Annotated in this window: 25 protein-coding genes; 23 read left to right on the top strand and 2 right to left on the bottom strand. The window is 41.6% G+C overall.

Annotated elements, in window-relative coordinates; all coding sequences use genetic code 11:
* Positions 1-447: 447 nt before the first annotated feature.
* The 6 genes from rpmH (at position 448) to HBH39_RS17505 (ending at position 4875) form a co-directional block, all read left to right on the top strand.
* Entirely contained in the window at positions 448-585 is a 138-nt protein-coding gene (gene rpmH / locus HBH39_RS17530; RefSeq protein ID WP_011070423.1) for a 50S ribosomal protein L34, read from the top strand.
* A 16-nt stretch (positions 586-601) separates the two neighbouring features.
* Positions 602-958, top strand: a complete 357-nt coding sequence (gene rnpA, locus HBH39_RS17525) for a ribonuclease P protein component (protein WP_167679903.1) — start codon at positions 602-604, stop codon at positions 956-958.
* Complete coding sequence (yidD, locus tag HBH39_RS17520) at positions 925-1179, top strand: membrane protein insertion efficiency factor YidD (protein ID WP_167679902.1); 255 nt, start codon at positions 925-927, stop codon at positions 1177-1179. The genes rnpA and yidD overlap by 34 nt, the downstream gene beginning before the upstream one ends.
* 3 nt (positions 1180-1182) lie before the next feature.
* Positions 1183-2814, top strand: coding sequence for a membrane protein insertase YidC (gene yidC / locus HBH39_RS17515; RefSeq protein ID WP_167679901.1), 1632 nt, complete (start codon positions 1183-1185; stop codon positions 2812-2814).
* 83 nt (positions 2815-2897) lie between these two features.
* Positions 2898-4259: a tRNA uridine-5-carboxymethylaminomethyl(34) synthesis GTPase MnmE gene (mnmE, locus tag HBH39_RS17510; RefSeq protein ID WP_167679900.1), complete on the top strand. Its 1362-nt coding sequence runs from the start codon at positions 2898-2900 to the stop codon at positions 4257-4259.
* 7 nt (positions 4260-4266) lie between these two features.
* Positions 4267-4875: a 3'-5' exonuclease gene (locus tag HBH39_RS17505; RefSeq protein ID WP_167679899.1), complete on the top strand. Its 609-nt coding sequence runs from the start codon at positions 4267-4269 to the stop codon at positions 4873-4875.
* 13 nt (positions 4876-4888) lie between these two features.
* Here HBH39_RS17505 and HBH39_RS17500 read toward each other — a convergent pair whose 3' ends face one another.
* On the bottom strand, positions 4889-5764 hold the full coding sequence (locus HBH39_RS17500) for a LysR substrate-binding domain-containing protein (protein ID WP_167679898.1): 876 nt from the start codon (positions 5762-5764) through the stop codon (positions 4889-4891).
* 136 nt (positions 5765-5900) lie between these two features.
* Here HBH39_RS17500 and HBH39_RS17495 point away from each other — a divergent pair, with 136 nt between their 5' ends.
* Together HBH39_RS17495 and fghA are read left to right on the top strand one after the other, a co-directional pair.
* The gene (locus tag HBH39_RS17495; protein ID WP_167679897.1) at positions 5901-7037 is read left to right on the top strand and encodes an S-(hydroxymethyl)glutathione dehydrogenase/class III alcohol dehydrogenase; all 1137 of its coding nucleotides are present in this window, start codon (positions 5901-5903) and stop codon (positions 7035-7037) included.
* Positions 7037-7879, top strand: a complete 843-nt coding sequence (gene fghA, locus HBH39_RS17490) for an S-formylglutathione hydrolase (RefSeq protein WP_167680144.1) — start codon at positions 7037-7039, stop codon at positions 7877-7879. The genes HBH39_RS17495 and fghA overlap by 1 nt, the downstream gene beginning before the upstream one ends.
* An 83-nt stretch (positions 7880-7962) precedes the next feature.
* Here the strand turns inward: fghA and HBH39_RS17485 are convergent, their stop codons facing one another.
* Positions 7963-9330 carry an alanine/glycine:cation symporter family protein gene (locus HBH39_RS17485; RefSeq protein WP_167679896.1) on the bottom strand — a complete coding sequence of 456 codons (1368 nt, stop codon included), beginning with the start codon at positions 9328-9330 and terminating at the stop codon, positions 7963-7965.
* A 124-nt stretch (positions 9331-9454) separates the two neighbouring features.
* Between HBH39_RS17485 and mioC the strand changes: the two genes are divergently transcribed.
* The 15 genes from mioC to glmU all read left to right on the top strand — a co-directional run bounded on the left by mioC (position 9455) and on the right by glmU (position 23402).
* On the top strand, positions 9455-9898 hold the full coding sequence (gene mioC, locus HBH39_RS17480) for an FMN-binding protein MioC (protein WP_167679895.1): 444 nt from the start codon (positions 9455-9457) through the stop codon (positions 9896-9898).
* Positions 9899-10377: 479 nt separating this feature from the next.
* The gene (gene mnmG, locus HBH39_RS17475) at positions 10378-12267 is read left to right on the top strand and encodes a tRNA uridine-5-carboxymethylaminomethyl(34) synthesis enzyme MnmG (RefSeq protein ID WP_167679894.1); all 1890 of its coding nucleotides are present in this window, start codon (positions 10378-10380) and stop codon (positions 12265-12267) included.
* Between the two features lie 112 nt (positions 12268-12379).
* A complete protein-coding gene (gene rsmG / locus HBH39_RS17470; RefSeq protein WP_167679893.1) occupies positions 12380-13000 on the top strand; it encodes a 16S rRNA (guanine(527)-N(7))-methyltransferase RsmG in 621 nt (206 codons plus the stop codon).
* Positions 13001-13057: 57 nt separating this feature from the next.
* On the top strand, positions 13058-13837 hold the full coding sequence (locus HBH39_RS17465) for a ParA family protein (RefSeq protein ID WP_167679892.1): 780 nt from the start codon (positions 13058-13060) through the stop codon (positions 13835-13837).
* Between the two features lie 18 nt (positions 13838-13855).
* Positions 13856-14737, top strand: coding sequence for a ParB/RepB/Spo0J family partition protein (locus tag HBH39_RS17460; protein ID WP_167679891.1), 882 nt, complete (start codon positions 13856-13858; stop codon positions 14735-14737).
* A 226-nt stretch (positions 14738-14963) separates the two neighbouring features.
* Positions 14964-15347, top strand: coding sequence for an ATP synthase subunit I (locus HBH39_RS17455; RefSeq protein WP_167679890.1), 384 nt, complete (start codon positions 14964-14966; stop codon positions 15345-15347).
* A 12-nt stretch (positions 15348-15359) separates the two neighbouring features.
* On the top strand, positions 15360-16181 hold the full coding sequence (atpB, locus tag HBH39_RS17450) for a F0F1 ATP synthase subunit A (RefSeq protein WP_167679889.1): 822 nt from the start codon (positions 15360-15362) through the stop codon (positions 16179-16181).
* Positions 16182-16220: 39 nt separating this feature from the next.
* The gene (atpE, locus tag HBH39_RS17445) at positions 16221-16478 is read left to right on the top strand and encodes a F0F1 ATP synthase subunit C (RefSeq protein WP_167679888.1); all 258 of its coding nucleotides are present in this window, start codon (positions 16221-16223) and stop codon (positions 16476-16478) included.
* 26 nt (positions 16479-16504) lie between these two features.
* On the top strand, positions 16505-16975 hold the full coding sequence (gene atpF, locus HBH39_RS17440; protein ID WP_167679887.1) for a F0F1 ATP synthase subunit B: 471 nt from the start codon (positions 16505-16507) through the stop codon (positions 16973-16975).
* Between the two features lie 15 nt (positions 16976-16990).
* On the top strand, positions 16991-17524 hold the full coding sequence (gene atpH, locus HBH39_RS17435; protein WP_167679886.1) for a F0F1 ATP synthase subunit delta: 534 nt from the start codon (positions 16991-16993) through the stop codon (positions 17522-17524).
* Between the two features lie 14 nt (positions 17525-17538).
* Positions 17539-19080 carry a F0F1 ATP synthase subunit alpha gene (gene atpA / locus HBH39_RS17430; protein ID WP_167679885.1) on the top strand — a complete coding sequence of 514 codons (1542 nt, stop codon included), beginning with the start codon at positions 17539-17541 and terminating at the stop codon, positions 19078-19080.
* Positions 19081-19131: 51 nt separating this feature from the next.
* Positions 19132-19992, top strand: coding sequence for a F0F1 ATP synthase subunit gamma (gene atpG / locus HBH39_RS17425; RefSeq protein WP_167679884.1), 861 nt, complete (start codon positions 19132-19134; stop codon positions 19990-19992).
* Between the two features lie 36 nt (positions 19993-20028).
* On the top strand, positions 20029-21420 hold the full coding sequence (gene atpD, locus HBH39_RS17420) for a F0F1 ATP synthase subunit beta (RefSeq protein WP_167679883.1): 1392 nt from the start codon (positions 20029-20031) through the stop codon (positions 21418-21420).
* A 36-nt stretch (positions 21421-21456) separates the two neighbouring features.
* Positions 21457-21885: a F0F1 ATP synthase subunit epsilon gene (locus tag HBH39_RS17415; RefSeq protein WP_167679882.1), complete on the top strand. Its 429-nt coding sequence runs from the start codon at positions 21457-21459 to the stop codon at positions 21883-21885.
* A gap of 152 nt (positions 21886-22037) precedes the next feature.
* Positions 22038-23402, top strand: a complete 1365-nt coding sequence (gene glmU / locus HBH39_RS17410; protein ID WP_167679881.1) for a bifunctional UDP-N-acetylglucosamine diphosphorylase/glucosamine-1-phosphate N-acetyltransferase GlmU — start codon at positions 22038-22040, stop codon at positions 23400-23402.
* The last annotated feature ends 93 nt before the right edge of the window (positions 23403-23495 follow it).

The raw sequence follows: 23495 nt of genomic DNA, 5'->3' as shown, positions 1-23495 counted from the left end.
TTATATCTTCCCCGAAAATTGGTTTGCAAAAGGATAGCTATTCTATAGCGAGAAACAAATGATCGCTATCGTTAATCGAATATTTATCCCCAAGCCCGTTATTGTATGTGGATATCTAGGATCATTAAAGATCAATTTCGATCCCTATTCTGTGAATTAGATGCAAATCCAGCTTTATTAACCGATCCAGATTGATCTATAATACGCGACCTTTGATCTGTTAAAACAGTAAAAGATCCACTAGATATTGTGTCGATACACAGAGTTATCCACACTTTATAGGGTTTATTATGACTTCGTATCAAAGATAGATTGGCAGAAATTTTTCATAAAACCGCTTTCGTTGTTGACGCTGGTGGTTAAAGTGATTACAATTCGGCCTCTTTTTTACCCTTACCTCTAATGTTGGAGCTAAGGAATATTCACTAACAAAGACGGATTGCCATCATGAGTAAACGTACTTTTCAACCTAGCAACCTGAAGCGCAAGCGTTCTCACGGCTTCCGCGCTCGTATGGCCACTGCAGGCGGCCGTAAGGTGCTTGCACGTCGTCGTGCGAAAGGTCGCGCTCGTTTATCTGCTTAATAAGTAGTAAAACTAGGTGACTAGCTATACCTTTTCGCGGGAGTTAAGACTTTTAACTCCCGCGCAATTTAAATCTGTATTTACCAATCCTATCAAAGCATCTTCTGCTGAAATAACTTTGCTCGCCGTTCCTAATTCAGAGCATCATCCACGTATCGGTTTAACTGTTGCTAAACGTTTTGTTAAGCGTGCTAATCAACGTAATCGTATCAAACGCGTTATTAGAACTAGTTTTCGTTTACATCAACACGATTTACCCGCTCTGGATATCGTCGTTTTAGTCAGAAATGGCGTGGTGGAAATGGACAATGCAGAATTACACAAACTAATAGAAAAACTATGGCGCAAACTCAATCGCCGCTTCAATGGTTAGCCACTAAGGCTATTCGTTGCTATCAAGTTTTTATCAGCCCAATGCTGGGACCCCGTTGTAGATTCAATCCAACGTGTTCATATTATGCAATTGATGCAATAAAAACTCATGGAACTGCGAAAGGTTGTTGGCTTGCGGTCAAACGCATACTAAAATGTCACCCTTTACATCCCGGCGGAAGTGATCCCGTCCCACCAAAAAATGACAGGTGTAATAAATAGGCTATGGAATCTCAACGCAATATATTGCTAATCGGTCTGCTTTTTGTCAGCTTCTTAATGTGGCAACAATGGCAAGATGACAAAGCGCCACAACCCGCAGTGGCCACTCAAAGTGTTTCTCAAGTAAATGTCCCTACCGACCACAGCGCTGATGTACCAGAAGCTGATTCAACCGGTTTGCCAGTAAATTTACCTGCGACAAACAATTTGATTAGCATCAAAACTGATCAACTAGATATTAAAATCAGCCCTATGGGTGGTGATATTGTTTATGCCGCTTTAATTGAACATAAACGTGATATCGATAAAGAAGACCCTTTCATCTTACTTGAGCAAGATAGTAACTTCACTTATATCGCGCAAAGTGGTTTGATTGGTCGCGATGGTATTGATAGCAGTGCCAAAGGCCGCGCTCAATTTGTTACATCTGCTGAGTCATTTACTTTAGCAGACGGTCAAGACACCTTAAAAGTGCCTTTTACTTTTACGGCTGATAACGGCGTGACTTACGTTAAAACCTTTACATTTACTCGCGGTCAATTTGATGTGGGTGTTGATTACCAAATTAACAACACGTCAGCTTCGCCACTTCAAGTTCAAATGTATGGTCAAATCAAGCAAACCATTAAACCATCTGAAAGCAGCATGATGATGCCGACTTATCGTGGTGCAGCGTTTTCAACCCAAAACACTCGCTATGAAAAGTATGACTTTGAAGACATGGCCAAAAGTAACCTTAACCAGCCTACTCTAGGTGGTTGGGCGGCAATGCTTCAGCATTACTTTGTATCAGCTTGGGTACCACCAGCAACCGATGCCAACACCATTTTCTCAAGTGTCAGTGCAGGCGGTTTAGCCAATATTGGTTTCCGTGGTGCTATGTATGATATTGCTCCTGGTAGCGAACAAACCATTAGCTCACAGTTTTATGTTGGCCCTAAAGACCAAGAAGCTCTCTCCGCGATTTCAGAAACATTAAACTTGGTTGTTGATTACGGCTTCTTATGGTGGCTTGCAATCCCTATCCATTGGTTATTGATGTTCTATCAATCATTTGTGGGTAACTGGGGTGTGGCAATTATTCTAATTACCCTAACAGTTCGTGGACTCTTGTACCCACTAACTAAAGCGCAATACACCTCTATGGCTAAAATGCGTAATCTGCAGCCTAAATTAGCTGACATGAAAGACCGTTTTGGTGATGACCGTCAAAAGATGGGTCAAGCTATGATGGAGCTGTACAAGAAAGAAAAAGTAAACCCTATGGGTGGTTGTTTACCTATTCTTCTGCAAATGCCTATCTTCATTGCGCTTTACTGGGTATTGCTAGAAAGCTATGAATTACGCCATGCGCCATTCATGCTATGGATTGATGACTTATCGGTTCAAGATCCATACTACGTATTACCATTATTAATGGGTGTGTCGATGTGGTTAATGCAAAAAATGCAGCCTATCGCGCCAACCATGGACCCAATGCAAGTTAAGATGATGCAGTGGATGCCGGTTATCTTTACCGTGTTCTTCCTATGGTTCCCATCTGGTTTAGTTCTTTACTGGTTAATCGGTAACTTAGTTGCCATCACCCAGCAAAAGATTATTTATGCCGGTCTTGAGAAAAAAGGCTTAAAATAAGCCTAAGCTCAGCAAAATAGATAACATATAAAGGCGGCTTAATTGGCCGCCTTTTCCTTTAAAAAATTTAGTAGGTATTTACCGTGACAACAGACACTATTGTGGCACAAGCCACAGCACCAGGTCGTGGTGGCGTCGGCATTATTCGTGTATCAGGGGACTTAGCCGCTAACGTAGCCCAAGCCATTATTGGCCATGTGCCTAAAACCCGTTATGCCGAATATTGTGATTTTAACAATAGCCAAGGTCAGGTTATCGACCAAGGCATAGCGCTATTTTTTAAAGGGCCAAATTCATTTACTGGCGAAGATGTGCTGGAACTTCAAGGTCATGGCGGCCAAGTCGTGCTTGATATGCTTATTAAGCGCGTCATGGAAATTGACGGTGTTCGAATAGCTAAACCTGGTGAGTTTAGCGAGCAGGCCTTTATGAATGATAAGCTTGATTTAACTCAAGCCGAAGCCATTGCAGACTTAATCGATGCCACCAGTGAACAAGCCGCAAAAAGTGCGTTGCAATCTTTACAAGGCGAGTTTTCCAAAGAGGTTCATCAGTTAGTCGACCAAGTAACTAACCTACGTTTATACGTTGAAGCAGCCATTGATTTTCCTGATGAAGAAGTCGACTTTTTATCCGACGGTAAAATTGCCAGCGCCCTTTACAAAATTATCGATAAACTAACCCTAGTTCAGGCCAGTGCCAAACAAGGCTCTATCATTCGTGAAGGGATGAAAGTGGTCATTGCGGGTCGCCCAAATGCCGGAAAGTCGAGCTTGTTAAATGCCTTAGCGGGAAAAGAATCCGCGATTGTCACTGAAATTGCTGGTACCACCCGTGATGTACTGCGAGAGCACATTCATCTAGATGGCATGCCACTGCATATTATTGATACCGCAGGATTACGTGATACTGCGGATACGGTTGAGAAAATAGGAATTGAACGCGCCTGGGCAGAAATAGCAACCGCAGATAGAGTGCTATTTATGGTTGATGGCACCACCACAGATGCCGTTGACCCTCATGATATTTGGCCAGACTTTATCGACCGCTTACCAAGCAGACTTGGAGTAACGGTTATCCGTAACAAAGCCGATTTAACCGGTGAATCATTAACGTTATCAACTGAAAATGGTTATGACGTTTATCGTATTTCCGCTAAAACAGGCTTAGGTGTTGACGAGTTAAAACAACACCTTAAATCATTAATGGGTTATCAAAGTAATCTTGAAGGTGGGTTTATCGCCCGTCGCCGTCACTTAGAAGCCCTCGATTTAGCCGCGAGTCATTTACAGTTGGGTAAAGAACAATTAGAGGTATATCAAGCGGGGGAATTGTTGGCTGAAGAGCTACGCATGTGTCAAATGGCGTTATCTGAAATTACTGGTAAATTTACCTCAGATGATCTACTCGGAAAAATATTTAGCTCGTTCTGTATCGGGAAGTAAATATTTGATGCCACTTGCCAATACCGCAATCGTACTCGACTTTGAAACCACAGGCCTATCACCTGATATGGGGGACCGTGCCATAGAAATTGGCGCGGTAAAAATAGTTGATGGTAAAATTGTTGATAATTTTCAAGCATTAATGAATCCAGGTCGCCGAGTAAATAGCTTTATCGAAAGCTATACAGGCATTAGTAATGCAATGTTAGCAAAAGCAGAACCTTGCGAAGTCGTCATGCAACGCTTTGCTGATTTTTGCCAAAACTTTAACTTAGTCGCCCACAATGCCAGCTTTGATAAAAAGTTTTTAGATGCCGAATTTAAGCGGATCAATCATCACTATCAGGGACAATTTGCCTGTTCATTGTTATTGTCTAGACGGATCAGCCAACAAGCGCCCAACCATAAATTAGCCACTTTAGTTGAATATCATCAATTATCGACAGATGGCCTTTTTCACCGTGCGCTAGCCGATGCCACCATGACAGGTCATTTGTGGTTACAACAGCTCAGCCATATTGAACAACACTGTAAAAAACCACTCAGCTTTGATGCCATAATGAAATTAACTCGGGTACCCAAAGCACAAATATACCGTTATTTAACGCAGTTATAGTCACCAATAAAGGCTAATGTTTTGGTAACTCACGCATTAGCTTTTCAACTAATAATTTAACCTTGGCTGATAAATACCTGTTTTGCGGATATAAAGCCCAAATTCCTTCTTTATCTTGCTGATAATCAGCCAATAACACGACTAACTCTCCACTCGCTATCGCATCATTAACGTAATATCCCGGCAATTGAACAATTCCCATCCCTTTTTTAGCCGCGCTTAATAGACTTAATCCACTGCTGCATTGCAATTTGCCCTGAACCTTAATCACTTTGTTTTGACCATTCTCTCGAACATTCCAATGAGGCTGACTGCCTATCAAACAGTTGTGTTTTACCAAATCGGCTAATGATGTCGGCACTCCATTTTTAGCTAAATAATCCGTTGAAGCACAAATATACTGGCGACGGTTAGTTAGTCTTTTGGCTATCATGCTTGAATCTGCTAAATGCCCTAACCGAATGGCCAAATCAAAGCCACCATCAACTAAATCAAGCTGTTTATTTGTTAATTCACACTGCACTTCGACTTGAGGATATTGCGCCATAAAATCTATCACCACTGGCATCACAAAGGTTTCCCCATAAGTCACAGGTGCGGTCATCTTAATTAGTCCTTGTGGGCTATGCTGCAAACTAGAAATAGCCCGCTCTGCTTCTTCTAGTGCATCTAATACCTGGCGGCAATGTCTAAAGTAAATGGCACCTTCTTCGGTTAATGACACTTTACGGGTAGTACGATAAAACAACTTGGTGGCTAATCTGTTTTCTAATTGGCTCACCTGCCGACTGACCTGAGCAGTAGAAATAGCAAGTCGCAGTGCAGCTAAGGTAAAACTTTCTGTTTGTGCCACGGCAACAAACTCAACAATTCCATCCCATGGCATCATATTGTTACTGTCTCGTAAAAGTGATTTGTAAATTAAGCTAATTATCAACTCACAATAAATAAATACAATGAATAACAATAAATTTATCGTGTCACCTACACTGTATAAAGCCTTAACTCTCTAATAGGAACTCTTCATGTCAGATCAATTCATTAAATCAAAAGCCGCTGTTGCTTGGGCAGCAGGTCAACCTTTAACGATTGAAGAAGTTGATGTTATGTACCCAAAAGCCGGTGAGGTAATGGTGAAGATTGTTGCATCTGGTGTTTGTCATACTGATGCATTTACCTTATCAGGCGACGACCCTGAAGGGGTGTTTCCCGCAATTTTAGGTCATGAAGGTGGCGGTATTGTGCATATGGTGGGTGAAGGTGTAACCAGCGTAAAAGTAGGTGACCATGTTATTCCACTGTACACCGCAGAATGTGGAAAATGTAAATTTTGTACTTCAGGCAAAACTAACCTATGTAGCGCAGTACGTGAAACCCAAGGTAAAGGTTTAATGCCTGATGGTACCACTCGTTTTTATAAAGACGGCCAGCCCATTTTTCATTACATGGGCTGTTCAACCTTTTCTGAATACACAGTATTACCAGAAATATCACTGGCTAAGGTCAACCCAGCAGCCCCACTTGAAGAAGTGTGTTTACTTGGTTGTGGAGTCACAACGGGGATGGGGGCAGTACTGAACACTGCTAAGGTTCAAAAAGGTGACACTGTGGCTATTTTTGGTCTTGGTGGCATTGGATTATCAGCCATTATTGGTGCAACCATGGCCGGTGCCAGTCGTATTATTGGTATTGATTTAAACGAATCAAAATTTGAATTAGCCACAAAACTAGGCGCAACTGACTGCATAAATCCAAAAAATTTCGACAAACCAATTCAAGAAGTAATTGTTGAAATGACCGATGGCGGCGTGGACTTCTCATTTGAATGTATAGGCAATGTCAATGTGATGCGCAGCGCACTGGAGTGTTGTCATAAAGGTTGGGGCGAATCGGTTATCATTGGTGTAGCCGGTGCCGGTCAAGAAATCTCGACTCGCCCTTTTCAATTGGTAACAGGCAGAGTTTGGAAAGGAACCGCATTTGGCGGAGTTAAAGGTCGTAGCCAATTACCTGGTATTGTAGAGCAATATCTAAACGGTGAATTTAAACTGGATCATTTCATTACACATACAATGGGACTTGAGGGCATTAATGATGCATTTGATTTAATGCACCGCGGCGAAAGTATTCGCAGTGTGATCCATTTTAATCAGGACAAATAATCATGCTCGAACAAGTCAGCAAGACAAAAGTATTCGGTGGATGGTTACAGCAATTTAATCATCAATCAAAGGTAAATAATTGCACAATGCGCTTTGCTATTTATTTACCTCCTCAGGCAGCAACCCAAAAAGTGCCCGTTTTATACTGGCTGTCAGGATTAACCTGCACAGATGAAAACGTGATGCAAAAATCAGGTATTCAACGCGTGGCAGCAGAGTTAGGTATCGCCATTGTCGCCCCAGATACGAGTCCACGTGGTAGTCATGTAGCCGATGATCCTGAAGCTAGCTATGACTTTGGTTTAGGCGCTGGCTTTTACGTCAATGCGACTCAAGCACCATTTAAGCCACATTACCAAATGTATAGTTACATCGTTGATGAACTACCAGCACTGATTGAAGCTGAATTTAATGTAACTCAAACTCGAAGTATTAGCGGCCATTCAATGGGAGGCCATGGTGCAATCACAATTGGACTTAAAAATTCATTACGCTATCAATCTATTTCAGCATTTAGCCCTATCTGCAATCCGATAAATTGCCCTTGGGGACAAAAAGCATTTAATGGATATTTAGGAGCAGATCAAACAAGCTGGGCTGAATACGACAGCTGTGAGCTAATAAAGAAAACTGACGCCAAAATCCCTATGCTGGTGGATCAAGGCTGTGCTGACAACTTTTTGGCAGAGCAACTGCAAACTGAATCATTAAAAGCAGCCGCTAATATCAAGCAATATCCGCTGACATTGCGCATGCAGGAAGGTTATGATCATAGTTACTACTTCATCAGTAGTTTTATTGAAGATCATTTACGTTTTCATGCAAAGTACTTAATCAAATAAACAACTTGGCATTATGACCGGTCATAAAAATGGAGTGAATTATCACTCCATTTTTGATTTTATATATCATTAATCCAATGTTGTTAGCTTGAAGCTGCCAATTTGGCAAAATACTTCTTTGCAGCCTCTCTAACTTTCGGCGCTAATAAGATAGCCGATGTCATCGTGGGTATCGCCATTAAGGCATAAGCAGCATCAATAATATTAACAATTTCCTGCAAGCTTGCTGTAGCGGCAAATAAAATCGCTAATAAGTAAAAATACTGATAAAAGCGAATATGACGACGGCCAAACAAAAAAGCAAAGCACTGACCGCCATAAAAAGCCTGAGTAAAAATAGTACTGATACTAAAAAACACCACACACAAAATCAGTAAATAAGGCCCAACGCCAGGCATGGTGACATTAAACGCCTGAGCCGATAAATTAACGCCTTCAGCTTCGGTTCCTTGCCACACCCCAGAGATCAAAATAATCATCGCCGTTGCAGTACACACTAATAAAGTATCAATCGCGGGACCAAGCATAGCCACTAATCCCTCTTTTACCGGTTCATTGGTTTTGGCACTACCGTGCGCCATGACCTCAGTCCCTATCCCTGCCTCATTAGAAAACGCCGCACGACGTATACCAATTAACATGGTACCTAAAATACCACCGCCTACTGAATTTAATGAAAAAGCCTCAGTAATTATTAATTTAAAATAATAAGGAATTTCAGTTATATGAGTAATAATGACGTAAAAGGCGCAGCCCATATAAATTAAAATCATCAAAGGAACAACTTTTGTCGCTACTAACGCAATACGCTTAATTCCCCCCAAAATAACACTGGCAACAATTAACATCACCACAATCCCAAGCGCCAAATCTAAAGCAAAAGTTGACTGCGCTGTAGGATAAAAACCCGGTTTGATGAATAACCATTCACGAATAATTTGCACGAGTTGATTTGAATTAAATAAAGGAAAATTACCCACCAAACCAACAACACAAAAAAACACGGCCAGAAAACGCCATTTTTTACCTAATCCTTGGGTAATGATGTACATAGGGCCACCTTGTACCTGGCCTTCTTCATCTCGACCACGGTACATAATCGCTAAAGTACAGGTAAAAAACTTAGTTGCCATACCCACTATCGCGCTAATCCACATCCAAAAAATAGCACCAGGTCCCCCCACCATAATAGCCACAGCAACACTACCTATATTCCCCATTCCAACCGTACCAGCCATCGCACTGGATAAAGCGCCAGCATGACTAATATGGCCATCAGCACCGTCATCGGGATATTTTCCACGGACAATATTAATGGCATGGCCAACATAGCGAAAAGGGACAAAACACGAGTAAATTAAGAAGAATAATCCGCCTCCCACAAGTAAAATAAGCATATGGGGGCCCCAAGCCATATCGGCAAGTTGCTGAGTTAGCTCTACTAATGTCATAGCATCTGTTACTGGATTGTTAAATTAAGACATTGAAACTACTGACTCAGCACTCTACGTGCAACTAAAAAATGCGTAAACTGGTGCAAACTAAGCTGAAAATTGTTAAATATTGGAGCAAAAAATGGCAAAAATAGCGTTAATAGTAGGAACAACCTTAGGTGGTACCGAATACATTGCCGATGATATGGCTACGCAATTAGCCGAATTAGGCCATGAGACAGAGGTAATGCTAGACCCAAACTTAACCCATTTAGCGGATTTTGGGTTATGGATTATTGTCTGTTCGACTCATGGAGCAGGTGATCTTCCTGATAATCTTCAGCCATTTTACAAACAAATTATGATCGAGATGCCCGATCTCACCAACAAACTGTACACTTTATGTGCAATCGGTGATTCAAGCTATGACACTTTTTGTCAGGGCCCAGAGCCGCTCATTAGTCTAATTGATCAAGCTGGCGCAAAAAGCTTTGTGGATAAGATCCAGATCGATGTACAACACGATCCCATCCCTGAACAACCCGCCCTAGCTTGGCTATCAACTTGGCAAGACAAGATCAGTTAACTCTCATTAACTAATTAATCTTGTATAACCGATCTATCACCCACAATTTAGATCCAGTTTATCCACAATATATGATATTTATTTATAACTTTGTGGATAAACTATTATTTTATGCGATCATAACTCTGTACTGTTCACCACCGGATCTCATCAATGATCCCCCCTGTGGATAAGTAAGCGATCTATCCCCATCTTATAATGACTTTGATCGTAAATAGATCACAGTTTAATTTTGATGTAAACCCATGATTCAAAATAACATTTAGCGTTACCCACAGAAAAAGTCGATCTTAATAGTAAACATAATAAGAAGATCTATATAAAGATCTTAAGATCTTTTACTCAAACCTCCTTCGATCGAACAAGCAAAAATGATCATTCACCTAAGGCCAAGCAAGTGCTAAAATGATCCGCTTGATAAAGCACATCAGTCTTTGATCAATTTATTTTTCACTACTTAGCAAAACGAAGGTCGCAGAATGCATTTTCATGAACGGTTTGATGTAATTGTTGTTGGCGGTGGTCACGCCGGCACTGAAGCCGCACTTGCCGCAGCAAGAATGGGGTCAAAAACATTATTGTTGACTCACAACATCGATACCTTAGGACAAATGTCCTGTAATCCAGCCATTGGTGGTATTGGTAAAGGACATTTAGTGAAAGAAATTGATGCCTTAGGTGGCTCAATGGCAATTGCAACTGACTTTGCAGGTATTCAATTTAGAACCTTAAATTCAAGCAAAGGCCCTGCTGTTCGTGCCACTCGCGCTCAAACAGACAGAGCACTTTATCGTCAAAAAATTCAACAGATTTTACAAAATCAAGCTAACTTACGTATATTTCAACAAGCAGTAGATGACTTAGTTGTTGAAAATAATAAAGTTATTGGTGTAGTTACCCAAATGGGTTTAGCCTTTGAAGCTCCTGCCGTGGTATTAACTACAGGGACATTTTTAAGTGGCAAAATTCATATTGGATTACAAAATTACAGCGGTGGCCGAGCTGGGGATCCACCGGCAATTGCACTCGCTAATCGTTTACGTGAATTACCTATTCGTGTCGGGCGTTTAAAAACCGGTACACCACCTCGTATCGATGCGAACACCATTGATTTTGACAAAATGACAGAACAGAAAGGTGATACTCCATTACCGGTTATGTCTTTCATTGGTGATGTAAGCCAACATCCGCAGCAAGTTTCTTGTTATATCACTCATACTAATGAAAAAACTCACGATATTATTCGCGGTGGTTTAGACAGAAGTCCTATGTATTCTGGCGTTATCGAAGGTATTGGCCCACGTTACTGTCCATCAATAGAAGACAAGATCCACCGATTTTCTGATAAGTCATCGCACCAAATTTTCATTGAACCAGAAGGATTAACGACCACTGAAATTTATCCAAATGGTATTTCAACCAGCTTGCCATTTGATGTGCAATTAAACTTAGTACGGTCGATCAAAGGTATGGAAAATGCTGAAATTATGCGACCAGGCTACGCTATTGAATATGACTATTTTGATCCAAGAGATCTGAAAAATTCTTTAGAAACTAAAGCGATCAATGGTTTGTTTTTTGCTGGACAAATTAATGGTACAACAGGTTATGAAGAAGCTGGTGCTCAAGGTCTACTTGCTGGTATGAACGCATCGCTTCAAGTTCAAGGCAAACAAAGCTGGTGTCCACGACGCGACGAAGCCTATTTAGGTGTTTTAGTTGATGATTTATCAACATTAGGCACTAAAGAACCGTATCGTATGTTTACCAGTCGTGCTGAATATCGTTTGTTATTACGTGAAGATAATGCGGATTTACGTTTAACTGAAAAAGGCCGTGAACTTGGTTTGGTTGATGATGAGCGTTGGGCTAAATTCAGTGAAAAACGTGAATCGATCGAATTAGAACTTCAGCGTTTACGCAGTCAATGGGTGCATCCAAACTCGCCTTTACTTGATGTACTAAATCCTGAGCTGAATACCCCTATTTCACGGGAAGCATCATTTGAAGATTTACTACGCCGTCCAGAAATGGATTACAGTAAATTAATGACTCTTGAAGGTTTTGGCCCTGGTCTTGATGATCCTCGTGCCGCTGAGCAAGTGCAAATTCAGGTTAAATACTCTGGTTATATTCAGCGTCAACAAGACGAAATTGATAAAGCGGTACGTCATGAAAATTCATTATTGCCATTAGATTTGGATTACCAAGAAGTTCCCGGTTTATCCAATGAAGTGATTGCTAAATTAAACAATCACAAACCAGAAACCGTCGGTCAAGCTTCTCGTATATCAGGTATTACTCCAGCTGCAATTTCAATCTTACTTGTTCATTTGAAAAAGCGTGGTTTACTTAGAAAAACTGCGTAAACTCAAGCAAACAGCTAAAACCTAACGATAAGGGGAGCCGTAAGGCTTCCCTTAGTGCTTTTACAGCTTCATAATACCCCTGAATAAAACACAAATTTAAAGAGGCTTTCCAGTGTTAGCGACTCAACTTAGTGAATATCTTACTGAAATGAATATTTCAGCCACTGAACTGCAACAAAAACAACTTATTGGTTTTGTTGAAATGCTAAATAAATGGAATAAAGCCTACAATCTAACGTCAGTCCGTTCACCAGAACAAATGTTAATTCGTCATGTAATGGACAGTTTAGCTGTATCATCTTATCTTGATGGGCAACGTTTTATTGATGTTGGCACAGGGCCTGGTTTACCCGGGATCCCGTTAGCAATCATGAACCCTGATAAAGAGTTTGTGTTATTAGACAGTTTAGGTAAACGGATCCGTTTCCAAAAACAGGTTCAATTTGAATTAAAAATTAACAATATCACTTCAATTGAAAGTCGTGTTGAAGCTTATCAACCTGAAGACAAATTTGATGGTGTACTCAGTCGTGCGTTTGCATCTATTTCTGATATGTTGAACTGGTGCCATCATTTACCAAAAGCTGATGGTCAATTTTATGCGCTTAAAGGCCAATTAACAGAACAAGAACTAACCGCAATTCCCGAAGGATTTAAGTTAGTTGATACACATGTTTTAAGGGTGCCTAGGCTTGATGAACAGCGCCATTTATTAAAATTGGTGAAAGTGTAATACTGGGCACGATAATTTAGTGTACCGGACATCAAAAATTATAAACAGGATGACATAGTGGGTAAAATCATTGCCGTAGCTAACCAAAAGGGTGGCGTTGGAAAAACAACAACTTGCGTAAATTTAGCCGCATCACTTGCCGCCACAAAGCGTAAAGTGTTGTTAATTGATTTAGATCCTCAAGGTAATGCCACCATGGGCAGTGGTGTAGATAAATACGCAGTAGAAAACACTGCTTATGAATTATTGGTAGAAGAAAAGCCATTTGATGAGATAGTTATCAAAAATACTGTTGGTAAATATGATCTTATCGCTGGAAATGGTGATGTAACCGCTGCAGAAATTAAATTAATGGAGTTTTTTGCCCGTGAGATCCGTCTACGGAATGCGCTTGCATCGGTCAAAGATCATTACGACTTTATTTTTATCGATTGTCCCCCTTCACTGAATATGCTCACCGTTAATGCTATGTCAGCTGCCGATTCAGTGCTGGTTCCTATGCAATGTGAATATTACGCACTTGAAGGTTTAACTGCGCTGATAGATACCATCACTAAGCTAGGTGCAATGGTCAATCCTGCATTAACCATCGAGGGGATCTTACGCACTATGTATGATCCGCGTAATCGATTATCCAATGATGTATCAGATCAATTAAAACAGCATTTTGGTGAGAAAGTTTATCGCACCGTAATCCCAAGAAATATTCGTTTAGCTGAAGCGCCAAGTTTTGGTGCTCCTGCCATGTATTATGACAAAAGCAGTGCTGGTGCTAAGGCGTATCTAGCATTGGCTGGCGAAATTATTCGCCGAGCAGAGCAGCAAACACAAATTTAATAAGTGTAGGATTGAGAAATGACGTTAAAAAAACGCGGTTTAGGTAAAGGCTTGGATGCCTTATTAAGCCACAGTAATGCAGCAAGCCGTAAATCAGATATCGACGTTCCAACAGATAAAAATATTGACGGTGAATTAATTCATCTCGATTTAGATCTACTGCAACCTGGTAAGTATCAACCGCGTAAAGACATGTCACCTGAAGCCTTAGAAGAACTTGCTGAGTCTATTCGTTCTCAAGGTGTCATTCAGCCTATTGTTGTGCGTAAGGTATCTGATAATAAATATGAAATTATTGCCGGTGAACGACGCTGGCGAGCCTCGCAATTAGCAAAATTAGATAAAGTCCCTTGTTTAATTAAGCAAGTCGCTGATGAAGCTGCTGTTGCCATTGCCTTAATTGAGAATATTCAGCGTGAAGATCTTAATGCCATGGAGGAAGCGGTGGCATTACAGCGTTTATTAAGCGAGTTTGAATTAACTCATCAGCAAGTTGCCGATGCCGTCGGAAAATCGCGGGCAAGTGTTTCAAATTTATTAAGGTTGAACAGCTTAAATGAACCTGTGAAGCTTTTGCTTGAATATGGCGATATTGATATGGGCCATGCCAGAGCATTACTTGCAATTGAAGGTGATGAGCAAACAAATCTCGCAAGATTAGTTGCATCAAAAGAAATGACTGTTCGTGAAACTGAACGATTAGTTAATAAGGTATTAAATCCGCCTAAACCTGCAGAAATCACCACTAAAGATCATGATGTTAGCCTGTTAGAGCAACAGTTAATTGAAAGACTAGGTGCTAAAGTTGCCATTAATCATGGCTCTAAAGGAAAAGGCAAAATTGTAATTAATTATCAGAATCTCGCTGAATTAGACGGTATTTTGAGTAAAATCCACTAATTTATAAGACAACCTCCTACCTATCAGAAAGTTTGTGACACAGCTATATTTTTAGTTTTTGCATATCTTGAGGCAAATCACCTTTAAAATAGCTGTTTTACACTCATCAAAGTTGCAAACATAACCCGAAAAGGTATACTTTGCAGGCTTTTTGCAAGTTAAGGCTCGGTTAATAAAGTTAATCTAGACTTCAACGCGCAAAAAACACGAATGCGGAGAGTAACAATTGAGTAATGTTTTAGCACGTCGTGGCCGGTCTTATGCCTACAAATTGGTACTATTACAGGCGGTGATTGTTGGCATCACTACAATTTTACTTTTCGCTCTGTGGGGCGTTCAGTTCGGTATTTCTGCCTTGGCAGGAGCTATCATAGCTGTATTCCCTAATTTTGTATTCGCAACCCTAGCTTTTTCCCATGCGGGAGCAAGTGCTTCTGGAAAAGTGGTCCATTCGTTTTTCCTTGGGGAAGCGGTAAAGTTGCTGCTAACCATTGTATTGTTTGCCATTGCTTTTGGTTTGTTAAATGTGGTGTTTACACCATTATTTATCACTTACGTAATTGGTTTACTGGTACCTTGGACAGCCCCTTTATACTTCAAGCAAAATTAAGTGAGATTAATCATGGCGACAACTGGTGAAGCATTAAATGCTTCCGAGTATATCCAGCATCACCTGACTAATGCGAAAATGTGTTCTGCCGATGGTGGAATTGCTTTTAATTATGCATGTCAAGATGCCGGGTTTTGGACTTGGCACGTTGACTCACTTTTGTTTTCAGTAGGCCTTGGGATCTTGTTTTTGTGGTTATTCCGCAAAGCAGGAAAAAAAGCAACCACGGGTGTTCCAGGTAAATTTCAATGCTTTGTTGAAATGTGCGTGGAAGGTGTTGATAAAGTTGCAAAAGACTCATTCAATGGTCGAAATGCACTGATCGCTCCATTAGGTCTAACTATTTTTGTCTGGATTTTCCTGATGAACTTAATGGACTTAATTCCGGTTGATTTTGTACCTGAAGCCGCAAACAGATTATTAGGTGTTCCCTACCTTAAAATTGTACCTACAACCGATTTGAACGTCACTTTGGGCTTGTCTCTAAGTGTGTTTGCGTTGATTGTTTTTTACAGTATTAAAGTCAAGGGCGTAGGTGGGTTCGCTAAAGAGCTAGCCTTACAACCTTTCAATCATTGGTTACTCATTCCAGTTAACTTAGTATTGGAAACAGTTACCTTGGTTGCGAAGCCTATTTCATTGGCGCTTCGTCTGTTTGGTAACCTGTATGCAGGTGAGTTGATCTTTATTCTGATTGCACTAATGCCGTGGTGGGCGCAGTTCGCACTTTCAGTGCCTTGGGCTATCTTCCACATCTTGGTTATTGTGCTGCAGGCGTTTATTTTCATGATGCTGACAATTGTTTATCTAAGCATGGCTCATGAAGAACATTAATTTAGACATATAGATAATTAAATATTTATCGGAGATAAAATGGAAACTGTAATTAGCTTTACAGCAATAGCTGTTGCGATCATGATTGGTTTAGCTGCATTAGGTACAGCAATCGGCTTCGCAATTTTAGGCGGTAAGTTCTTAGAAGCTTCAGCTCGTCAACCTGAGCTAGCGCCAGCATTACAAACTAAGATGTTTATCGTAGCGGGTCTACTTGATGCTATCTCTATGATTGCAGTTGGTGTTGCATTATTCTTCGTATTCGCGAACCCATTCGTAGCTCAACTAGCTGGCTAATTTTTAGCATATAAGGAGTTGTCGTTATGAGTATTAACGCTACCCTGCTAGGCCAAGCAATATCTTTTGCGCTCTTTGTGTGGTTCTGCATGAAGTTTGTGTGGCCGCCATTGATGAACGCTATCGAAGAGCGCCAAAAGAAAATTGCCGATGGGCTAGCTGATGCCGGCCGTGCTGCAAAAGATCTAGAGTTAGCTCAAGCGAAAGCGACTGAGCAACTTAAAGAGGCGAAGGCAACTGCTAACGATATTATTGAGCAAGCTAATAAGCGTAAGGCTCAAATCGTTGAAGAAGCAAAGGCTGAAGCAGATGCTGAGCGAGCTAAAATCATCGCTCAGGGTAAAGCAGAAATTGAGAACGAACGTAATCGCGTGAAAGATGACTTGCGTAAGCAAGTTGCTTCTTTAGCCATCATTGGTGCAGAGAAAATTCTTGAACGTTCGATTGACCCAGAAGCCCACAGTGACATAGTTAATAAACTTGTTGCTGAAATTTGATAAGGGAGTTGAGTAATGGCTGAATTAAGCACCATCGCTCGCCCTTACGCAAAGGCAGCTTTTGATTTTGCTGTTGAACATAAAGCGGTAGAAAGTTGGACAGAAATGCTCACTTTCGCCTCATTGGTAAGTGAAAACGAATCAATAAAGCCACTGCTTAATGGCACTTTAGCGAGTGCACAGCTTGCATCATTATTTATTAAAGTATGTGGCGAGCAGGTCAACGAGCATGGTCAAAACCTGATAAAGGTAATGGCTGAAAACGGTCGTTTAGGGATACTTCCTACTGTATCTCTACTTTTTGCTGAATATCGCAATGAGTGGGCAAAAGAAGTTGAAGCCGATGTGGTTTCTGCTACTGAGCTAAGCGCAGAGCAACAACAGCAAATTAGTGTTTCTCTAGAGAAACGTCTCGCACGCAAAGTTAAGCTGAATTGCAGCATTGACGCATCGTTAATTGGCGGTGTGATTATTAAATCAGGCGACCTAGTCATTGATGGCTCGGTAAGCGGTAAGTTATCGCGTTTGTCTGACAAGCTGCAGTCGTAATTGGGAGTTTGAGCATGCAACTGAATTCCACTGAAATCAGCGATCTGATTAAGCAGCGGATCGAGCAGTTCGACGTCGTTAGTGAAGCTCGCAACGAAGGTACTATCGTTGCAGTAAGTGACGGCATCATTCGCATTAACGGCCTAGCCGATGTAATGCAAGGTGAAATGATCGAACTGCCTGGTGGCCGTTATGCAATCGCGTTGAACTTAGAACGTGATTCTGTCGGTGCCGTAGTAATGGGCCCTTATGCTAATTTAGCAGAAGGCGCAAAAGTTAGAACTACAGGTCGTATTCTTGAAGTACCTGTGGGTCGTGGTCTTCTTGGCCGCGTTGTTAACACTCTAGGTGAGCCTATTGACGGTAAAGGACCAATCGATAACGATGGTTTCTCTCCTGTTGAAGTAATTGCTCCAGGTGTTATTGAACGTAAGTCAGTCGATCAGCCAATCCAAACGGGTTATAAAGCCGTTGATGCCATGATCCCAATCGGTCGTGGACAACGTGAATTGATCATTGGTGACCGTCAAACTGGTAAAACAGCGATGGCTATCGATGCAATCATCAACCAGAAAGATTCTGGCATTAAATGTGTGTACGTAGCGGTAGGCCAAAAAGCTTCTACCATTGCTAACGTGGTACGCAAGCTAGAAGAACATGGTGCATTAGCTAACACTGTTGTTGTGGTAGCATCAGCTTCTGAAGCTGCAGCATTACAATACTTAGCACCTTATTCAGGTTGTTCAATGGGTGAATACTTCCGTGACCGCGGTGAAGATTCTTTAATCGTATATGATGATTTGTCTAAGCAAGCTGTTGCTTACCGCCAAATTTCATTGCTATTGAAGCGTCCACCAGGACGTGAAGCATACCCAGGTGACGTATTCTATCTACACTCTCGTTTGTTAGAGCGTGCTTCACGCGTAAACGAGCACTATGTAGAAAAGTTCACTAACGGTGAAGTAAAAGGTAAAACAGGTTCTTTAACCGCATTACCGATTATTGAAACCCAAGCTGGTGACGTATCAGCGTTCGTACCGACCAACGTAATTTCTATTACAGATGGTCAGATCTTCCTTGAGACTGACTTGTTTAACTCGGGCTTACGTCCAGCAGTTAACCCTGGTATTTCTGTTTCTCGTGTTGGTGGTGCAGCGCAGACTAAGATCATCAAGAAACTGTCTGGTGGTATTCGTACCGCACTTGCACAGTATCGAGAGCTTGCAGCGTTCTCACAGTTTGCATCTGACTTAGATGATGCAACTCGTGCTCAACTTGAGCATGGTGAGCGAGTAACCGAATTAATGAAGCAAAAGCAATATGCTCCTATGAGCGTTGCTGCCCAAGCTGTGTCAATTTTCTCAGCTGAAAAAGGCTATTTAAAAGCCGTTGCTTTAAATGAAATCGGTCGCTTCGAAGCCGCTCTGCTTTCATACATGAACAGTCAACATGCTGACCTAATGAACAACATCAACGCTACTGGCGATTATAACGCTGCTATCGAAGAAGAGTTAAAGGCAGGCATGGACAAGTTCATTGAAACCCAAACCTGGTAACAATGAACGGGGTGCCTGTGGGCACCTCAGGTCCCAGATTGGAGAGTAGAGATGGCCGGCGCTAAAGATATTAAAACCCAGATCGCGAGTATTAAAAATACTCAGAAGATCACTTCAGCTATGGGAATGGTTGCGACAAGCAAAATGCGCAAAGCGCAGGAACGCATGAAAGCAAGCCGTCCATATGCTGAAAATATGCGTAAGGTGATCGGTCACGTCGCGCAAGGTACGCTCGAGTTTAAACACCCTATTTTAGAGGTGCGAGATGCCAAGCGGGTTGGTTACATTGTTGTGTCAACCGACCGTGGCCTTTGTGGTGGTTTGAACGTCAATCTTTTCAAAAAGGTTGTGTCAGATCTGAAAAGCTGGAAGCAACAAGGTGCAGAAATTGAGTTTTGTCCAATTGGTGCCCGTAGTGTTCAGTTTTTCAAAAGCTTTGGTGGTGAAATATCTGCCCATGCATCTGGTTTAGGCGATGCGCCTAAATTAGCCGATATTATCGGTACCGTTCGCGTGATGTTAAAAGCTTACAACGAAGGCAAATTGGATCGTCTGTTTATTGTATTCAACAAGTTTGTGAATACTATGACTCAGACTCCTGTGATCGAACAGCTGCTACCTTTGCCTAAATCGGAAGAAGATGTTGCTAAGTATCCTTGGGATTACATTTACGAGCCAGATCCAAAAGAAATTTTGGAATTATTGTTAACTCGTTATATTGAATCACAAGTATATCAAGCTGTTGTTGAAAATATTGCCTCTGAACAAGCTGCCCGTATGGTAGCGATGAAGGCGGCAACCGACAACGCTGGCGAACTAATCAACGATTTGCAATTAGTCTACAACAAAGCCCGTCAGGCTGCGATTACGCAAGAACTGTCGGAAATTGTGTCAGGTGCTGCAGCGGTTTAGGTTTTAGGTAACGAAATCAAGTTTAGAGGATTAATCATGAGCACAGGTACTGTTGTCCAAGTAATTGGCGCGGTTGTGGACGTAGAGTTTCCACAAGATTCTGTACCTCAGGTATATGACGCTCTGAAGATCACAGGTGAAGGCGCCTGTAATGGTTTGGTGCTGGAAGTTCAGCAGCAACTAGGTGGTGGTGTAGTTCGTACCATCGCTATGGGTTCTTCTGATGGTCTGCGTCGTGGTCTAGAGGTAGTAAACTCAGGTTCACCAATTTCTGTTCCGGTAGGGGCTGCAACCCTTGGCCGTATCATGAACGTATTAGGTGAGCCAATTGATGAAGCGGGTGACATTGGTGAAGAAGAGCGTTATGAAATTCACCGTGCAGCTCCTTCATATGAAGATCAATCAAACACGACTGAGCTTTTAGAGACAGGTATCAAGGTTATCGACCTTGTTTGTCCGTTTGCTAAAGGTGGTAAAGTAGGTCTGTTTGGTGGTGCTGGTGTTGGTAAAACAGTTAACATGATGGAACTGATTAACAACATCGCTAAAGCTCACTCTGGTCTTTCTGTATTCGCTGGTGTTGGTGAGCGTACTCGTGAGGGTAACGACTTCTACTACGAAATGAAAGATTCTGGTGTTCTCGACAAAGTAGCCATGGTTTATGGTCAAATGAACGAGCCTCCAGGAAACCGTTTACGTGTAGCATTGTCTGGTTTGACAATGGCTGAGAAATTCCGTGACGAAGGTCGTGACGTATTGTTATTCGTAGATAACATTTATCGTTATACCTTAGCCGGTACTGAAGTATCAGCACTACTGGGTCGTATGCCATCTGCGGTAGGTTACCAGCCTACACTAGCTGAAGAAATGGGTGTTCTACAAGAACGTATTACTTCAACTAAGTCTGGTTCTATTACCTCTGTACAAGCGGTATATGTACCTGCGGATGACTTAACGGATCCGTCGCCAGCAACAACCTTCGCTCACTTAGATGCGACTGTTGTACTGTCTCGTAACATTGCTTCGCTAGGTATTTACCCTGCGGTTGACCCATTGGATTCGACGTCTCGTCAGTTAGATCCACAAGTTGTTGGTCAAGAGCACTATGATGTTGCAAGTGGCGTGAAAACGGTTTTACAAAGCTATAAAGAGCTTAAAGACATTATTGCTATTTTGGGTATGGATGAATTATCTGATGAAGATAAAACAACTGTATACCGTGCACGTAAGATTGAGCGTTTCTTATCTCAACCTTTCTTCGTAGCAGAAGTGTTTACTGGTTCTCCAGGTAAGTACGTTTCTCTAAAAGACACCATCCGTGGCTTTAAGGGTATCTTGGATGGTGAGTTCGATCACATCCCTGAGCAAGCGTTCTACATGGTTGGTTCAATCGACGAAGCTGTCGAGAAAGCTAACAAGAAGAAATAACTAGGCCGTAACGCTTAGTTCTTTAAGGAGAGCTCAATGGCAGCCATGACAGTCAAACTTGATATTGTTAGTGCAGAGGATAGCTTATACCACGGCGAAGTAACTTTTTTTGAAGTTATGGGTGCTGAAGGTGAATTAGGTATTATGCCTAATCATGCCCCTTTGTTAACAAAGATCAAACCTGGCATGGCGCGCATGGTCAAGCAAGATGGCAGTGAAGAAGTATTGTATCTTTCAGGTGGTATCCTAGAAGTACAACCTGCTTCAATTTCTGTTCTTGCTGATGTTGGATTGCGTGCCGATGATATTGATGAGCAAGCTGCTTTAGAAGCCAAACGTCAAGCAGAAGAAAAAATTGCTAATGCTGGCGTCGACTTCGATTATGAAGCTGCAACAATTGAATTAGCCAAGTCTTTGGCTCAATTAAAAGTTGTTGAAACCATCAAGAAAAATATCACCAGATAAGTTGATTATTTGCTAAATAAAAGGCGACTCATTTATGAGTCGCCTTTTTTATTTTTCTAAGTTAACGCCAATAGAGCAACATTTTTCCCTTTATTTTGCTATTGAGCTAAAATAGCCGCAATTTTATTTATGGTATTTTGAAGGAAGCAATCATGTCGTTAAATGTTGTGATCTTAGCTGCGGGCAAAGGAACGCGTATGCGCTCAGATCTCCCTAAAGTGTTACACCCTATTGCCCATAAAAGTATGGTTCAACATGTTATTGATACCGCTAACTCTTTAGGCTCAAAGGCGATTCAATTGGTTTATGGCTACGGTGCTGACAAACTGCAAGCGGCTTTAGGTGATCAGCCACTCAATTGGGTGTTACAGGCTGAGCAACTCGGCACTGGTCATGCTGTCGTGCAAGCTAACCCAAATATTCATGATGATGACACCGTACTGATTTTGTATGGTGACGTGCCACTTATTCAACAATCGACCTTAGAAGCATTATTAGCAGTACGTCCTGAAAATGGATTGGCCATTCTAACGGTCAATCTACCCAATCCTACAGGCTATGGTCGTATCGTGCGCGAGGCGGGCAAAGTCGTTGGTATTGTTGAACAAAAAGATGCCAATCCAGAGCAATTATTAATTAATGAAGTCAACACCGGTATTATGGCTGTGCCAGGAAAGCAGCTTAAAGCTTGGCTCAGCCGTTTATCCAATAACAATGCTCAGGGTGAATATTACCTTACCGATATTATCGCCATGGCAAATGCCGAGGGCGTTGCAATTACCACATCGCAACCTCAGTCAGCAATAGAGGTGGAAGGTGCCAACAATCGCGTACAACTTGCCCAACTTGAACGCGCTTATCAAGCTCGCGCAGCTGAAAAGTTAATGCTAGCAGGTGCTAACTTACGCGACCCAGCCAGAATAGATATTCGTGGTGATGTTACCGTGGGTATGGATGTCATGATTGACGTTAACGTGATATTTCAAGGTAAAGTGACTTTAGGTAACAATGTCACCATTGGTGCAGGCGCTATTTTAATTGACTGTGAAATAGCTGATAACGCAGAAGTGAAACCTTACTCAATCGTTGAAGGCGCTAAGTTAGGTCAATCAGCCAGTGCTGGGCCATTTGCCCGTTTACGTACAGGTGCCGAGCTTAAACAAGATGCCCACATTGGCAACTTTGTTGAAATGAAAAAGGCCGTATTAGGCGTTGGTTCAAAAGCCGGTCACTTAGCCTATTTAGGTGACGCGATAATTGGCGCAGGTGTAAACATTGGTGCTGGTACCATTACCTGTAACTATGATGGTGCTAATAAGTTTTTAACCACCATTGAAGATGGTGTATTTGTCGGCAGTGACACTCAATTAATTGCCCCAGTAACCATTGGTAAAAATGCCACTTTAGGCGCGGGATCAACCATTGCTAAAGATGTTGGTGAAGGTGAGTTAGTGATCACTCGTGTTAAGCAGCGTCATATTATTGGCTGGCAACGTCCGGTTAAAAAATCGAAATAACCACAGCTTAAATACTAATAATGCTCTTAAATGAACGACAAGCGTAACAGCTTGTCGTTTTTTTTACATAAAAAATACAAAGGTAAACTTAAC

This window comes from Shewanella aestuarii (genome assembly GCF_011765625.1).
Classification (GTDB): Bacteria; Pseudomonadota; Gammaproteobacteria; order Enterobacterales; family Shewanellaceae; genus Shewanella; species Shewanella aestuarii_A.
Note: the sequence above shows the minus strand (reverse complement) of the source record. Positions and strands in the feature narration are given on the sequence as shown.

What these genes read in the sequence shown, in the direction of transcription:
- atpE (WP_167679888.1), top strand. Translation starts at nt 16,221, where the DNA reads ATGGAAACTGTAATTAGCTTTACAGCAATAGCTGTTGCGATCATGATT.
- rpmH (WP_011070423.1), top strand. Translation starts at nt 448, where the DNA reads ATGAGTAAACGTACTTTTCAACCTAGCAACCTGAAGCGCAAGCGTTCT.
- HBH39_RS17495 (WP_167679897.1), top strand. Translation starts at nt 5,901, where the DNA reads ATGTCAGATCAATTCATTAAATCAAAAGCCGCTGTTGCTTGGGCAGCA.
- HBH39_RS17460 (WP_167679891.1), top strand. Translation starts at nt 13,856, where the DNA reads ATGACGTTAAAAAAACGCGGTTTAGGTAAAGGCTTGGATGCCTTATTA.
- atpF (WP_167679887.1), top strand. Translation starts at nt 16,505, where the DNA reads ATGAGTATTAACGCTACCCTGCTAGGCCAAGCAATATCTTTTGCGCTC.
- yidC (WP_167679901.1), top strand. Translation starts at nt 1,183, where the DNA reads ATGGAATCTCAACGCAATATATTGCTAATCGGTCTGCTTTTTGTCAGC.
- yidD (WP_167679902.1), top strand. Translation starts at nt 925, where the DNA reads ATGGCGCAAACTCAATCGCCGCTTCAATGGTTAGCCACTAAGGCTATT.
- atpH (WP_167679886.1), top strand. Translation starts at nt 16,991, where the DNA reads ATGGCTGAATTAAGCACCATCGCTCGCCCTTACGCAAAGGCAGCTTTT.
- HBH39_RS17500 (WP_167679898.1), bottom strand. Translation starts at nt 5,764, where the DNA reads ATGATGCCATGGGATGGAATTGTTGAGTTTGTTGCCGTGGCACAAACA.
- HBH39_RS17505 (WP_167679899.1), top strand. Translation starts at nt 4,267, where the DNA reads ATGCCACTTGCCAATACCGCAATCGTACTCGACTTTGAAACCACAGGC.
- glmU (WP_167679881.1), top strand. Translation starts at nt 22,038, where the DNA reads ATGTCGTTAAATGTTGTGATCTTAGCTGCGGGCAAAGGAACGCGTATG.
- mnmG (WP_167679894.1), top strand. Translation starts at nt 10,378, where the DNA reads ATGCATTTTCATGAACGGTTTGATGTAATTGTTGTTGGCGGTGGTCAC.
- HBH39_RS17485 (WP_167679896.1), bottom strand. Translation starts at nt 9,330, where the DNA reads ATGACATTAGTAGAGCTAACTCAGCAACTTGCCGATATGGCTTGGGGC.
- HBH39_RS17415 (WP_167679882.1), top strand. Translation starts at nt 21,457, where the DNA reads ATGGCAGCCATGACAGTCAAACTTGATATTGTTAGTGCAGAGGATAGC.
- atpB (WP_167679889.1), top strand. Translation starts at nt 15,360, where the DNA reads ATGGCGACAACTGGTGAAGCATTAAATGCTTCCGAGTATATCCAGCAT.
- atpG (WP_167679884.1), top strand. Translation starts at nt 19,132, where the DNA reads ATGGCCGGCGCTAAAGATATTAAAACCCAGATCGCGAGTATTAAAAAT.
- mioC (WP_167679895.1), top strand. Translation starts at nt 9,455, where the DNA reads ATGGCAAAAATAGCGTTAATAGTAGGAACAACCTTAGGTGGTACCGAA.
- atpA (WP_167679885.1), top strand. Translation starts at nt 17,539, where the DNA reads ATGCAACTGAATTCCACTGAAATCAGCGATCTGATTAAGCAGCGGATC.
- atpD (WP_167679883.1), top strand. Translation starts at nt 20,029, where the DNA reads ATGAGCACAGGTACTGTTGTCCAAGTAATTGGCGCGGTTGTGGACGTA.